We start from the raw sequence: 12,263 nt of genomic DNA on the forward strand, positions 1-12,263 counted from the left end.
GCGGGGCGCAAGACAAGGAGGGGGGAGGCTCGATGGCCGACACGTTGCCGGCACGCATGACTGCGGTCGAAATCACGCGAGCCGGCGGCCCCGAGGTGCTGGTTGCGGCATCGCGCGATGTTCCGCGGCCGGGCCCGGGCGAACTGCTCGTCCGTGTAAGCCACGCCGGGGTCAACCGCCCCGATTGCCTGCAACGCGCGGGCCGCTATCCGCCGCCGCCCGGCGCATCGGACATTCCCGGGCTGGAGATCGCCGGCACGGTCGTGATGCTGGGCGATGGCGTGGACCGGGACGAACTCGGCCGCACCGTTTGCGCGCTGGTAAGCGGCGGGGGCTATGCCGAGTTCTGCCTTGCCCGGCCCGAACATTGCCTGCCGGTGTCGGGCGGCCTGTCCCTGGCAGAGGCCGCCGCCGTGCCCGAAACGCTGTTCACCGTCTGGCACAACGTGTTCCAGCGCGGGTTTGCCCGCGATGGCGAGACGCTGCTCGTCCACGGCGGCACCAGCGGCATCGGCACGACCGCGATCAAGCTTGCCAGGCTGTTCGGGCTGACCGTCCTGACGACCGCCGGAACCGATGCGAAATGCGCCGCCGCCTCAGAAATCGGCGCGGATCATGCGATCAACTACAAAACCGAGGATTTCACCGCGCGCGTGCGCGAGCTGACCGCGGGGCGCGGGGCGGACATCGTGCTCGACATGGTCGCCGGCAACTATACCCAGCGCAATCTCGATTGCCTTGCCCAGGATGGCCGGCTGGTGGTGATCGCCACGCTGGGCGGTGCGGTGTCGGAGATCGCGATGAACAAACTGATGGTGAAGCGCCACACCATCACCGGCTCGACGATGCGGGCGCGGACCGACGTGTTCAAGGCGATGGTGGCGGACGAGATCTTTCGCGAGGTCTGGCCGCTGGTCGAGGATGGCGCGCTGCGCCCGGTGATGGACCGCGCCTTCCCTCTCGCCGAAGCCGCCGCTGCTCATGCGCGGATGGAGGCGGGGGAGCACGTGGGCAAGATCGTCCTGACGGTGGGTTGAGGCGCTGGCACAGCGAACTGCTTGCCCCGCACGGGCAAAGAGCCTACATCGGCAAGCTGTCAGGCCGCTCCGCAAGGGGCGGCCCTTTTATTTCGGAGAATCCTCGTGGCCCAGCAGCCCAAGCCTCTCATGCCGCACGCCACCGCCAGCTGGCTGGTGGACAACACCGCGCTGAGCTTCACGCAGATCGCCCAGTTCTGCGGCCTGCATATCCTCGAAGTTCAGGCCATGGCGGACGACCTGGCGGGCTCCAAGTACACCGGCCGCGACCCGGTGCATTCGGGTGAGCTGACGCATGACGAAATCGAGAGGGGCCAGGCCGACGAGACCTATGCGCTGGTCATGCAAAAGGCACCTGTCGATGTCAGCCGCACCAAGGGCCCGCGCTACACGCCGGTTTCCAAGCGGCAGGACAAGCCCGACGGCATCGCCTGGATCATCAAGAATCACGCCGACGTTTCCGACGCACAGATCGGCAAGCTGATCGGCACCACGCGCAACACTATCAACGCCATCCGCGACCGTAGCCACTGGAACATCCAGAACATCACCCCCAAGGATCCGGTGACGCTGGGGCTGTGTTCGCAGCGCGAACTGGATGCGGCCGTCGCCAAGGCGGCAAAAAAGGCTGCGGCGGCGGCGCCGGCTGCCGATCCCGTCGAAGCCGATGGCGAGGACCTGACGCCCGCACCGGCAAAGCGGGACGATCGCCTTGCCCTGATTGAAGAGCTCAAGGCCGAACGCGAAGCGGCGGCCAAGGCTGCGGTGCAGGCGGCGCAGGAAGCCGAGGCCGAGGCCTGGCTGGAAGCCAAGCGCGAGGCGGAGGCCAATCCAGCGCCCGAACCCGGCCCCGGTTCACTCTAGGAACACACAAAAGGGCGGCCCCGCGGGACCGCCCTTTTCGTTTGCGTCCATGTGACGCGCGTCAGGCGGCAAGCGTCATCTTGCGTTGGGCGTCCTGATCGCTGTCGGCCACCACGCGTGCGGCCTGCGCCTGCGCCTGCGCACCGCCGGCATTGCCTCTCTTGCCCAACGGCGCGAACCGGCCGTCGACCGTGGCACCCTGCTCGATCGTCAACGTCTCGTAAGACACGTCGCCTTCGATCCGCGCGCTCTTGAGGACGACCAGGTTCCTGGCCTCGATGCGGCCGGTGACGTGACCCGAGAGGCGGGCCGTCTCGGCCTTGATCTCGCCTTCGACGCGGCTTCCCTCGCCCTGCACCAGGCTGGCGCAGGCGATGTCACCGATGACCTGGCCATCGACGTGCAGGTCGACGGTGGCCTCGATATTGCCGCGGATGGTCACATCCGGGCCAATGACGGAAAAGGTTGAACCGTTAGCCATTGGTGCGACTCCCTGGCGTGGCATTGGAATGGGGGGCGAATTCTGCTCGGGCTTCTTCGAGAACATCTGGGGCAGTCTCCAGGAAGGGCCGCGGGTTCACCGCGCGGCCGTTGATGCGAACTTCGAAATGGAGGTGCGGACCGGTCGACCGGCCGGTGCTGCCGATGGCGCCGATCACGTCGCCCGCGGCAACCTGGGTGCCGATCCGCGTGGCGAAGCGGGACATGTGGGCATAGCGGGTGATCATGCCCGAACCGTGGCTGATTTCCACGACGTTGCCATAGCCCGAACGCTGACCCACGAAGCTTACGCGGCCTTCTGCGGCGGCGTGGATCGGGGCGCCCATCGGGCCGCTGAAGTCGAGGCCGGAGTGCATCGTGGCACTGCCGTTGAACGGATCGCTGCGATAACCGAAGCCTGAGGAGATGGAGCGGATGTCGGCAGGCATGACCTGCGGGATCGCATCCAGGCCGTTTTCCAGCGCCGCCATGCGCGCAAGGCTCACGCCCAAACGGCGGAAGCGCGGGTCGAGCGAGCCATCAGCCTCGGAAGCCAGGCCTTCGAACGGACCACCCATTGCCGCCTCGTTGGCGCTCATCACCACGCGCGGATCGATGCCCAGCGACCGGATCGCCTGCTCGGTACGCGCCGCGCGCCGATCGGCATAGAGCGTCAGTGCTTCCACCGCGGCAAGCTGGCGCGCCTCGACCTGGGCGAGCCCGACGGCTTCGGGAAAGACACCGCGCATCATCGAGATGAGCTTTGCCGACTCGCCCTGCGAGTCCGACACGGTGTCTTCGGCATCGGCGACGACATCGGCGGGCAGCATGTCGACGATGCCGTCCAGCATGCGCTGGCGCGCCTCGAGATCGGCCACCGTGGCGGCAAGATCTTCCGAATAGGCGTCAAAACGGTTCTCGGCGGTGGCGACCTGCGCCTCGCGCTCGAGCAGGTCGGACCGCTCCACGCTGGCCTGATACTGGCTGATGGCCACGCCGACGAGCGACACGACGAGGGCCAGGGCGGCCGCCACGGTGATAATGGCCGCGGCGATCTGCATCCGTGTGGTCACGGTAATAAAGCGGATCTGCCCTTCGGAGCGCATGAAGAACTCACGCTCCGGAAAGCTGTTCCGCAGGCGGTCCAGACCGCCAGCGACTGTAATTTTCAAAACGACCCCATCCCGTTGCGGCGGTTCGGGAGGGGGGATTACCGGTTAACGCTGACCCGTCGAGTCCATCCTGCCCTGTGCGGGGCGAGTCGAACCGCGTTCACGATGAAACGTTGCCGCACTGCGAAATTTTCTGCCGATCGTCGGGAACAAATTGGGGAATCAGCGATTCTTGCGGCCATCCGAATCGACCTGACAGGCCGGTGGCGCGGTGTTACGCCTTGGGCATGAACGCAGATACGGATAGCGAAACCGGCACGGGCGCCATGGTGGAACGATTGGCGCGTCGCGGCCGGGTGGCCCAGCGAGCGGTGTCACAGCTCGATACCGCGGCCAAGGCGCTTGCCCTGAACGCTGCCGCGGCCGCTATCCGCGATTACGCACCGTCGATCCTCGCGGCGAACGCCCGCGATGTCGCGGCGGCGCAGGCAAAGGGTCTGCCGCCTGCGACGCTGGATCGGCTGGCGCTCGACGAAGCGCGGCTGGATGCCATCGTCGCCACGGTAGAGGCCGTCGCCGCTCTGCCCGACCCGGTGGGCGAGGAGATCGACCGGCGCGCGGCGCCCGCAGGCATGACGCTGGTGCGCCGCCGCGTGCCGGTGGGCGTGATCGGGATCATCTACGAAAGCCGGCCCAACGTCACCGTGGATGCGGCGGCGCTGTGCGTGATGGCCGGCAACGCGGCGCTGCTGCGCGGGGGCAGCGATGCCGTGCAATCGAACAGCGCGCTCCACGCCGCCTTTGTGCAGGGCCTGGCCCGCGCGGGCGTGCCGGAGGACGCGGTGCAACTGCTGCCCACGCAGGACCGGGCGGCCGTGGGCGCAATGTTGCGGGCAGCGGGGCTGATCGACATGATCGTGCCGCGCGGGGGCAAGGACCTGGTGGCCCGAGTCCAGGCCGATGCCCGCGTGCCCGTGCTCGCGCACCTCGACGGTATCTGCCACACCTACGTCCACGCCGCGGCGGATCCCGCCATGGCCGAGGCCGTGGTGCTCGACGCCAAGATGCGCCGCCCCGGCATCTGCGGGGCGACCGAGACGCTGCTGCTTGACGCCGCCTTTCCCGCCGCGCAGCGCGTGCTGGCCGCCCTGCTGGAGGCGGGGTGCGAACTGCGCGGTGATGCCCGTGCCCGCGCCATCGATCCCCGCGTGGGCGAGGCGAGCGCCGGCGACTGGGATGCCGAGTATCTCGACGCGATCCTGGCGGTCGCCGTGGTCGACGGGCCGGACGCAGCCATGGCCCATATCGCCGCGCATTCGTCCGGCCATACCGATGCCATCGTCACCGCCGACAGTGCCGTGGCGGCGCGTTTCCTGGCCGAGGTCGACAGCGCCATCGTGATGCACAACGCCAGCACCCAGTTCGCCGATGGCGGCGAATTCGGGCTGGGCGCGGAAATCGGGATAGCCACCGGACGGCTGCACGCGCGCGGCCCCGTCGCGCTGGAGGGGCTGACCACCTACAAGTGGCAGGTTCTCGGGAACGGAGAGGTGCGCGGGTGACTCCTGTGGTGTAAGCCTGATCCCGCGATCCTGAGGAACAACCATGCACTACAACAAGCTCGGCCCCACCGGCCTGTTCGTCTCCGAACTGTGCCTTGGCACCATGACCTTCGGCGGCGGCGAGGGCATGTGGCAGAAGATCGGCAAGGTGCAGCAAGAGGACGCCTCGGCCTTGCTGCGGCAGGCGGTCGATGCCGGCATCAACTTCGTCGATACCGCCAACGTTTATGCCGAGGGGCTGAGCGAGACGATCACCGGGCAGGCGATCCGCGATCTCGGCTTGGCGCGGGACGAGGTGGTGCTGGCGACCAAGGCGCTGGGCCCCATGGGCGAAGGCATCAATCAGCGCGGCGCGGGGCGCGGGCACCTGCTGCACGCGATCGACGCCAGTCTGGAGCGGCTGGGCATGGACTACGTCGACCTTTACCAGATCCACGGCGTCGACCCAGAAACCCCGGTGGAGGAGACGCTGCGCGCGCTCGATACCATCGTGACCTCGGGCCGGGCGCGCTATGTCGGCGTTTCCAACTGGGCGGCCTGGCAGATCGCCAGGGCGCTGGGCCTTGCCGAGCGGCTGGGCATAACCGCGCCGATCTCGCTCCAGGCCTATTACTCGCTCGCCGGGCGCGGTCTGGAGCGCGAGATTGCACCGATGCTGAAGGCCGAGGGCCTGGGCCTGATGGTCTGGAGCCCGCTGGCCGGCGGGTTCCTGTCAGGCAAGTATACCCGCGACGGAGAGGCCGAGGGGCGCCGGGCGGAGTTCGATTTTCCGCCGATCGACAAGGACCGCGGCTTCGACGCCGTCGACGCCATGCGCGCGATTGCTGGCGCGCACGGCTGTACCGTGGCGCAGGTGGCGCTGGCCTGGCTGCTGGCAAAGCCCGTGGTCACCAGTGTGATTGTGGGCGCGAAGACACCCGAGCAGCTTGGCGACAACCTGAAGGCGGTCGATGTGAAGCTGACGCAGGCCGACATGGAGACGCTCGACGCCGTATCCGCGCTTGCCCCCGAATATCCTGGCTGGATGATCGAGCGGCAGGCGACTTACCGCTCTGGTGGCCGCGCCGGCGATGCGCCCAAACGCGACTGATACGCTTGAACCGGACCGGCCCCGTCACCGGCCTTCTGGGAGGCAGCTTCAACCCCGCGCACGGCGGACACCGCCGCGTGTCGCTGTTCGCGCTGGAGGCGCTGGCGCTGGACGAGATCTGGTGGATGGTCTCCCCCGGCAATCCTTTGAAGCCCGCGGCAGGCATGGCGCCGCTGGGCGCGCGGGTGAAATCGGCCCGGGCCGTAAGCCGCGCCGCGCCGATCCGCGTCACCGCGATCGAACAGACGCTCGGCACACGCTACACCATCGACACCGCCCGCGCGTTGAAGCGCCGCTACCCCAAGCGCCGGTTCGTGTGGCTGATGGGGGCGGACAATCTGGCCCAGTTCCACCGCTGGAAGGACTGGCGCGCCCTCGCCCGGGAAATGCCCATTGCCGTGATTGCCCGTCCGGGGTATGACACGGATGCCCTCGCGAGCCCCGCGATGGCGTGGTTGCGGCGTTTCCGGTTGTCCGCTGCCGGGTTCAGAAACCGGGGCGAATGGAGCGCACCTGCGCTGATAGAGCTGCGTTTCGATCCCGATCCGCGTTCGGCCACCGCGATACGCCGGTCCGATCCGCACTGGGCAAGCCGCCTTGCCGGCCCTGCCCCGCGGGACGAACTGACGCATTCCCTCATTCACGATCCGTCCACTGGGCACGGCGCATGATGCGCCCACCCTCGCCCGTCCAAGGAGCATGACCATTAGCGATGACATCAGCCAGCAACGCAGCGCCTTCGCGCTCGAACGAGAACGGCTCGTCTTCCGCACCCTTCGCACCCATGACTGACACTCCCGAAAACAGAACGCCGCTCCCTCCGTCAGAGCCGGGCTCGCTTCACGAACTGGTCCTGAAACAACTGGATGACGACCAGGCGACCGAACTCGTCTCGATCCCGCTGGAGGGCAAGAGCTCGATCGCCGATCACATGATCATCGCCTCGGGCCGGTCCACGCGGCAGGTCGCGGCGATGGCCAGCAAGCTGGCCGAACGGATCAAGCAACAAGGCATGGGCATTCCCCGCGTCGAGGGTCTGCCCGCCGCCGACTGGGTCCTGATCGATGCGGGCGACGTGGTCGTCCACCTGTTCCGGCCCGAGGTGCGCAGCTTCTACAACCTCGAACGGATGTGGGGCTTCGGCGAAGATGGCCAGACCCGGCAGATGGGCAGCGCCTGATTCGCTTCGTGGACCGGCCTCCGCCGGTCCGTCCTCGCTATGCGCGCAGGCAAGCTGCGCCCGCTGCGGGCGGCCGGTCGGCCTTGCGGGGCCGGTGGCCCCGTATCGAGCGGTCTAGGCGGATTTCCTGACCATGCTCCTCCATGTCATCGCCCGGGGCAAGATCGCCCGGTCGCCTGAAGCGGAGCTGGTGGCGCGGTACGAGAAGCGGCTGATCTGGCCGGTCAGGCTGACCGAACTGCCGGAGACGGGCGGCAAGGTTGCCGATCCGCTCACCCCCTGCCGCACCGTCCTGCTCGACGAGAAGGGCCGCGACCTTTCTTCCGAGCAGCTCGCCGCGCAGCTCGAAAGCTGGCGCGACGGCGGCATTCGCGAATGCCGCTTCGTGCTCGGCGCGGCGGATGGGCATTCCGTGGCGGAGCGCGCCGGCGCCGATCTGCTGCTCGCCTTTGGCAAGGCGACCTGGCCGCACCTGCTCGCCCGCGCGATGCTGATGGAGCAGCTTTTCCGCGCCACCGCGATCCTTGCCGGACACCCCTATCATCGGGCAGGGTAGCCACGTGTCGCACCGCGTGCTCCTTCTTGCCCTCGCCGCGCTCGCCTTTGCCGCCGCGGCGGCAAATGCGCAGAGGGCGCCGGCCTACGGTTCGTCGGGCGACACCCGCGCCGCGCTCGCCTCTGCACTACAGGAACGCGCCGCCGCCGAGGCGCGCAGCGAGCGGCTCGATGCCGAGGCCGAGCGTGCGCAGGATGCTGCCACCCGCTCGGCCCGCCAGACCGCCGCGCTGGCCGCGCGCATCCAGCAGGCCGAGGCCGGGGTCGCCGCCGCCCGTGCGCGGATCGCCATCGTCGAGGGACAGCGCACCCGGCTGCGCGAGGAGCTTGGCATAGAGCAGCGGCCGCTTGTGCGCCTCACCGCCGCCCTGCAACAATTCAGCCGCCGCCCCGTGGCCCTGTCCGTGCTGCGCCCGGGCGAGGTGCAGGACGTGGTCTATCTGCGGGCTGTCCTGCACAACGCGGTGCCGCAGGTGCAGGCGAGCACGCAGGGGCTTCGCGCCCGTATCGCCCGCGCCGACGCGCTGCGCCGCGAAGCCGCCGCCACGGCCAGCGCGCTACAGTCCGAGGAAGCGACGCTCGGCACCCGGCGCCGCGAGCTGGCCGAGGTGGAAACCCGCCAGCGTCTGGCCGCGCGCGCCGCCGGTCGCGAGGCCAGCCGCGAGGCCGAACGCGCGCTGGCGCTGGCCGAGGAGGTGCGCGATCTCGATGGGCTGGTCGACGAGCTCGACCGCGCTGCCGCCCTGCGTCGCCGCCTGGCCGCGCTACCGGGCCCGCGCCCCCGCCCCGGCGCACCGGGTTCCGCCGCCTCGGGCTCGGCCGAGCCTGCCGTTGATGTCACGCCTGCCCCCGACGCCACGGCCGCCGTGGGGGCGCCCTCGCCCTACATCCTGCCGGTCACCGGCCGCACGCTGACAGGGTTCGGCGCGCCCCAGGCGGCGGGCCTCAGTCGCGGCATCACCCTTGCGCCCCTCGCCGGCGCGCAGGTGGTTGCTCCCGCCGCCGGCCGCGTTGCCTTTGCCGGCCCCTATCGCGGCTATGGGCGCATCGTCATCATCGAACATCCGGGCGGCTGGACCAGTCTTGTCACCGGGCTCGCCCGCACCGACGTTGCCGTGGGGCAGCAGCTCGTCGGCGGCGCCCCGCTCGGTGTGGCGGGTCCACGGCAGCCCAGCGTCACCGTGGAACTGCGGCGCGACGGAGAGGCTGTGAACCCGGTCCGGTTCCTCTCCTGAGCTTTTTCGACCACAATCGTAGTTATGTAGCGTTAAGTGAGACCATGCGATAAAGCGCGTTCACGGGACATTCGACAGGAACCGCCCTTCATGAAGTTCGCCGCCACCGTCCGCGCCGCCGCGCTTTGCACCGCCGTCGCCCTGCTGCCCGCCACCACGGCCGGATACGCGCAGGTCGAGGCACGCGTCTCGCCCGAATTCGCCCGCCTGTTCGCCACCTACCAGCGCATCAAGACGAGCTATGTCGATCAGGTCGATGACGAGGCACTGATCCGCGGCGCGATCGACGGGATGCTGGCCTCGCTCGATCCCCACTCCTCCTATCTCGACGGCACCGCGCTGCAGCGCCTGAACACCATGATCGACGGCAACTACCAGGGCCTGGGCATTTCGGTGCAGATGGAAGACGGCGCGGTAAAGGTCATCTCGCCGTTCCGCGGCAGCCCTGCCGAACAGGCCGGCGTCGCAGCGGGCGATTACATCACCCACATCGACGGACGGCTGATCTACGGGCTCGAGATCGATCAGGCGGTGGAGCAGATGCGCGGCCCCGCGGGCAGCGCGATCGAGCTGACCATATTTCGCCCCGGACGCGACAACAGCTTCGACGTGACGGTAACCCGCGGCGTGATCGAGCTGGAGCCCGTCACCTCCGAATTGATCGACGGCAATATCGGCCACATCATGGTCAACGAATTTTCCGCCGACGTCGGTTCCGACGTGCGCAACGCCCTGCGCGATCTGCAGGGCCAGGCGACCGGGCGGCTGACGGGCCTCGTCCTCGACCTGCGCCGCAACCCCGGCGGCTCGCTGGACGAGGCGGTGGCCCTGTCCGACCTGTTCCTGTCCGACGGGCAGATCGTTTCGCAACGCGGGCGCAACCGGCAGGATACCATCGTCTACGAATCGGAAACCGTCTATCGCGGCGACGTGGCCGAAGGGCTGCCGATCATCGTGCTGATCGACGAAGGCTCGGCCTCGGCCAGCGAGATCGTTGCCGGCGCGCTGCAGGACCATCACCGCGCGCTGGTGATGGGGGAACGCAGTTTCGGCAAGGGCAGCGTGCAGACGCTGCTGCCGCTCACCCGCGATTCGGCGCTGAAGCTGACCACGGCGCGCTATTACACGCCCTCGGGCCGCAGCGTGCAGGAAGGCGGGATCGAGCCCGACATTCGCGTGCCCCAGCTGTCCGATCCCGACGCCGAGCGCCGCCAGCGCCTGGCGATGCGCGAAAGCGACCTGCGTGGCCACCTGGTGAACGAGGCCGGCGTGCAGGACGAAGCGCTTGAGCGGGATCGGCTCGACGATCCGCGCTTTCAGCTCACCGCCGCACAGCTGGAGGAACAGGGGGTCACCGACTTCCAGCTCGATTATGCCGTGCGCACCCTGCGTCGCACCGCCGGCACGGTTGCGAGTCGCTAGGGCAGGTCCCATAGAGGAAGGGTGACCCCGCCACTCTCCCCGTCCGACAAACTGGCCCAGCGGCTGGCGCTGGGGATCCCCGCGCTGCTGCTGGCCGGGGCCTATATCTCGCAATACGGCTTCGGCCTGTTTCCGTGCGAGATGTGCTGGTGGCAGCGGTACCCGCATTTCGCCGCGATCCCGCTGGCCTTTCTATCCACCCTTGCCCGACCGCGCCGGATGTGGATCGCGCTGGCGGGCCTGGCGATCTTCGTCTCCGGGCTGATCGGCGCGTTCCATGCAGGGGTGGAGTGGCACTGGTGGCAGGGCATAACCGGATGCACCGGGCAGGCCGATCCCTTTGCGCTGGGCGTGGTGCGCTGTGACGAGGCGGCGTTTCGTTTCCTGGGCATATCGCTGGCGGGCTGGAATGCGCTCATCTCCATCGGCGCCGCCGTGGCGATCTGGCTGTTGCTGCTGGCAAAGGACAAGCGCGCGAAAGGAATTCGGACATGACGCCAGGCACAGGCAAGGACCGCTCGGAAATGATCCGTGTCGATCAGGCGGGGGAGTTCGGCGCCACGCGCATCTATGCCGGCCAGCTGGCGGTGATGGGCGATCGCGGTCCGCACTCGGCGGAGATTCGCGCCATGGCCGAGCAGGAACGCGGCCACCGGGCAGAGTTCGATGCGCTGATGGCGCGCCGCGGCGTTCGCCCCACGGCGCTGCACCCCTTGTGGAACATCGCCGGATACGCCTTGGGCGCCGGGACTGCGCTTCTCGGCCCGGAAGCGGCGATGGCCTGCACCGCTGCGGTGGAGGAAGAGATCGACGCCCATTATTCCCATCAGCTCGACGAACTGGAGCGTGACGGCGACGATCCCGAGCTTGCCGGCATGATCGAACGTTTCCGCGAGGACGAGCGCGAGCACCGCGATGCTGCCCTGGCACACGGGGCCGAGCGTGCGCCCGGCTATGCCTTGCTCACCGCCGCCATCCGCCTGGGATGCCGCGCGGCGATCAAGGTCTCGCAAAAAATCTGAAACAAGCCTGCTTCATCGCGCGTTAAAGCGGTGAGGCGCTGTTCTGGCGCCACGATTTTTCTGCGAGGACCCTCGATGATCCGCCTGCCCGCCCTTCTTGCCGCCAGTGTCTTTGGCACCGCGTTCGCCAGCGCTCTCGCCCCCACGCCCGCCGCCGCCCAGGACGAGGGCGGGGACCGGGTGAACCAGGTCATCATCTTCGGCGAGGACGCGTGCCCCGTGTCCACCGGAGAGACGATCACCGTCTGTGCCCGGCTGGACGAGAGCGAACGCTATCGCATCCCCGAGCGCCTGCGGAACAGCACGTCACCCCAGAACGAGGCCTGGGCCCAGCGTTTCCAGAGCCTGGAGGCGGTTGGTGCCTTCGGACCGCTGTCGTGTACGCCGGTCGGCGCGGGCGGAGATCTGGGCTGCACGGTCGAGATGATAGAGCAGGCCTACGCCGCCCGCGCGGCCGGCACCGACGTGCGCATGGCCGAGCTGGTCGCGGAGGCGCGGCAGGAACGCTACGCCGAGATCGAGGGCGATGCCGCCGCCTATCAGGCCCGCGTCGAGGTGTTGGAGGAGGCGGAGTTCGAACGTCGTCGTCAGGCGCAGTCGCAGACCCTGCCCGGTGAAGCGCCGCAGGAGGACGCCGTGCTCGTCAACCCCGCCGCCATTCCGCAGACCCCGCCGCCGACGGATACCATCGTCAACGACTGAGC

The 12,263-nt window shown here is 68.7% G+C and carries 14 protein-coding genes; 12 read left to right on the forward strand and 2 right to left on the reverse strand.

The window, feature by feature from the left end; translation table 11 throughout:
• Window positions 1–32: 32 nt before the first annotated feature.
• The gene (locus GRI62_RS13790) at window positions 33–1,037 is read left to right on the forward strand and encodes an NAD(P)H-quinone oxidoreductase (protein WP_131451292.1); all 1,005 of its coding nucleotides are present in this window, start codon (window positions 33–35) and stop codon (window positions 1,035–1,037) included.
• Window positions 1,038–1,166: 129 nt separating this feature from the next.
• On the forward strand, window positions 1,167–1,901 hold the full coding sequence (locus GRI62_RS13795) for a DUF1013 domain-containing protein (protein WP_131453659.1): 735 nt from the start codon (window positions 1,167–1,169) through the stop codon (window positions 1,899–1,901).
• Window positions 1,902–1,962: 61 nt separating this feature from the next.
• Here GRI62_RS13795 and GRI62_RS13800 read toward each other — a convergent pair whose 3' ends face one another.
• Together GRI62_RS13800 and GRI62_RS13805 are read right to left on the reverse strand one after the other, a co-directional pair.
• Window positions 1,963–2,382, reverse strand: coding sequence for a bactofilin family protein (locus GRI62_RS13800; protein ID WP_131451293.1), 420 nt, complete (start codon window positions 2,380–2,382; stop codon window positions 1,963–1,965).
• Complete coding sequence (locus GRI62_RS13805; protein ID WP_234027470.1) at window positions 2,375–3,553, reverse strand: M23 family metallopeptidase; 1,179 nt, start codon at window positions 3,551–3,553, stop codon at window positions 2,375–2,377. Before GRI62_RS13805 ends, GRI62_RS13800 begins: the two co-directional genes overlap by 8 nt.
• A gap of 227 nt (window positions 3,554–3,780) precedes the next feature.
• Here GRI62_RS13805 and GRI62_RS13810 point away from each other — a divergent pair, with 227 nt between their 5' ends.
• The 10 genes from GRI62_RS13810 (at window position 3,781) to GRI62_RS13855 (ending at window position 12,261) form a co-directional block, all read left to right on the forward strand.
• Complete coding sequence (locus GRI62_RS13810; RefSeq protein ID WP_131451294.1) at window positions 3,781–5,055, forward strand: glutamate-5-semialdehyde dehydrogenase; 1,275 nt, start codon at window positions 3,781–3,783, stop codon at window positions 5,053–5,055.
• Window positions 5,056–5,098: 43 nt separating this feature from the next.
• Window positions 5,099–6,145, forward strand: a complete 1,047-nt coding sequence (locus tag GRI62_RS13815; protein WP_131451295.1) for an aldo/keto reductase — start codon at window positions 5,099–5,101, stop codon at window positions 6,143–6,145.
• Between the two features lie 5 nt (window positions 6,146–6,150).
• Window positions 6,151–6,816: a nicotinate-nucleotide adenylyltransferase gene (locus GRI62_RS13820; RefSeq protein ID WP_131451296.1), complete on the forward strand. Its 666-nt coding sequence runs from the start codon at window positions 6,151–6,153 to the stop codon at window positions 6,814–6,816.
• A 113-nt stretch (window positions 6,817–6,929) separates the two neighbouring features.
• The gene (gene rsfS, locus GRI62_RS13825) at window positions 6,930–7,325 is read left to right on the forward strand and encodes a ribosome silencing factor (protein ID WP_131451297.1); all 396 of its coding nucleotides are present in this window, start codon (window positions 6,930–6,932) and stop codon (window positions 7,323–7,325) included.
• A gap of 133 nt (window positions 7,326–7,458) precedes the next feature.
• Complete coding sequence (locus GRI62_RS13830) at window positions 7,459–7,881, forward strand: 23S rRNA (pseudouridine(1915)-N(3))-methyltransferase RlmH (RefSeq protein ID WP_131451298.1); 423 nt, start codon at window positions 7,459–7,461, stop codon at window positions 7,879–7,881.
• 4 nt (window positions 7,882–7,885) lie between these two features.
• A complete protein-coding gene (locus tag GRI62_RS13835) occupies window positions 7,886–9,115 on the forward strand; it encodes a murein hydrolase activator EnvC family protein (RefSeq protein WP_234032821.1) in 1,230 nt (409 codons plus the stop codon).
• Between the two features lie 90 nt (window positions 9,116–9,205).
• On the forward strand, window positions 9,206–10,537 hold the full coding sequence (locus GRI62_RS13840; RefSeq protein WP_131451300.1) for a S41 family peptidase: 1,332 nt from the start codon (window positions 9,206–9,208) through the stop codon (window positions 10,535–10,537).
• Window positions 10,538–10,558: 21 nt separating this feature from the next.
• Entirely contained in the window at window positions 10,559–11,032 is a 474-nt protein-coding gene (locus GRI62_RS13845; protein WP_131451301.1) for a disulfide bond formation protein B, read from the forward strand.
• A complete protein-coding gene (locus tag GRI62_RS13850; protein WP_131451302.1) occupies window positions 11,029–11,559 on the forward strand; it encodes a demethoxyubiquinone hydroxylase family protein in 531 nt (176 codons plus the stop codon). Before GRI62_RS13845 ends, GRI62_RS13850 begins: the two co-directional genes overlap by 4 nt.
• 75 nt (window positions 11,560–11,634) lie before the next feature.
• Window positions 11,635–12,261, forward strand: coding sequence for a hypothetical protein (locus tag GRI62_RS13855; protein WP_131451303.1), 627 nt, complete (start codon window positions 11,635–11,637; stop codon window positions 12,259–12,261).
• The last annotated feature ends 2 nt before the right edge of the window (window positions 12,262–12,263 follow it).

Source organism: Aurantiacibacter arachoides (genome assembly GCF_009827335.1).
In the GTDB taxonomy this organism is placed as follows: Bacteria; Pseudomonadota; Alphaproteobacteria; order Sphingomonadales; family Sphingomonadaceae; genus Alteraurantiacibacter; species Alteraurantiacibacter arachoides.

Excerpts from the sequence above, each read along its gene's own strand:
- GRI62_RS13855 (WP_131451303.1), top strand. The coding sequence starts at position 11,635 with ATGATCCGCCTGCCCGCCCTTCTTGCCGCCAGTGTCTTTGGCACCGCG.
- GRI62_RS13790 (WP_131451292.1), top strand. The coding sequence starts at position 33 with ATGGCCGACACGTTGCCGGCACGCATGACTGCGGTCGAAATCACGCGA.
- GRI62_RS13795 (WP_131453659.1), top strand. The coding sequence starts at position 1,167 with ATGCCGCACGCCACCGCCAGCTGGCTGGTGGACAACACCGCGCTGAGC.
- GRI62_RS13840 (WP_131451300.1), top strand. The coding sequence starts at position 9,206 with ATGAAGTTCGCCGCCACCGTCCGCGCCGCCGCGCTTTGCACCGCCGTC.
- GRI62_RS13830 (WP_131451298.1), top strand. The coding sequence starts at position 7,459 with ATGCTCCTCCATGTCATCGCCCGGGGCAAGATCGCCCGGTCGCCTGAA.
- rsfS (WP_131451297.1), top strand. The coding sequence starts at position 6,930 with ATGACTGACACTCCCGAAAACAGAACGCCGCTCCCTCCGTCAGAGCCG.
- GRI62_RS13815 (WP_131451295.1), top strand. The coding sequence starts at position 5,099 with ATGCACTACAACAAGCTCGGCCCCACCGGCCTGTTCGTCTCCGAACTG.
- GRI62_RS13850 (WP_131451302.1), top strand. The coding sequence starts at position 11,029 with ATGACGCCAGGCACAGGCAAGGACCGCTCGGAAATGATCCGTGTCGAT.
- GRI62_RS13800 (WP_131451293.1), bottom strand. The coding sequence starts at position 2,382 with ATGGCTAACGGTTCAACCTTTTCCGTCATTGGCCCGGATGTGACCATC.
- GRI62_RS13810 (WP_131451294.1), top strand. The coding sequence starts at position 3,781 with ATGAACGCAGATACGGATAGCGAAACCGGCACGGGCGCCATGGTGGAA.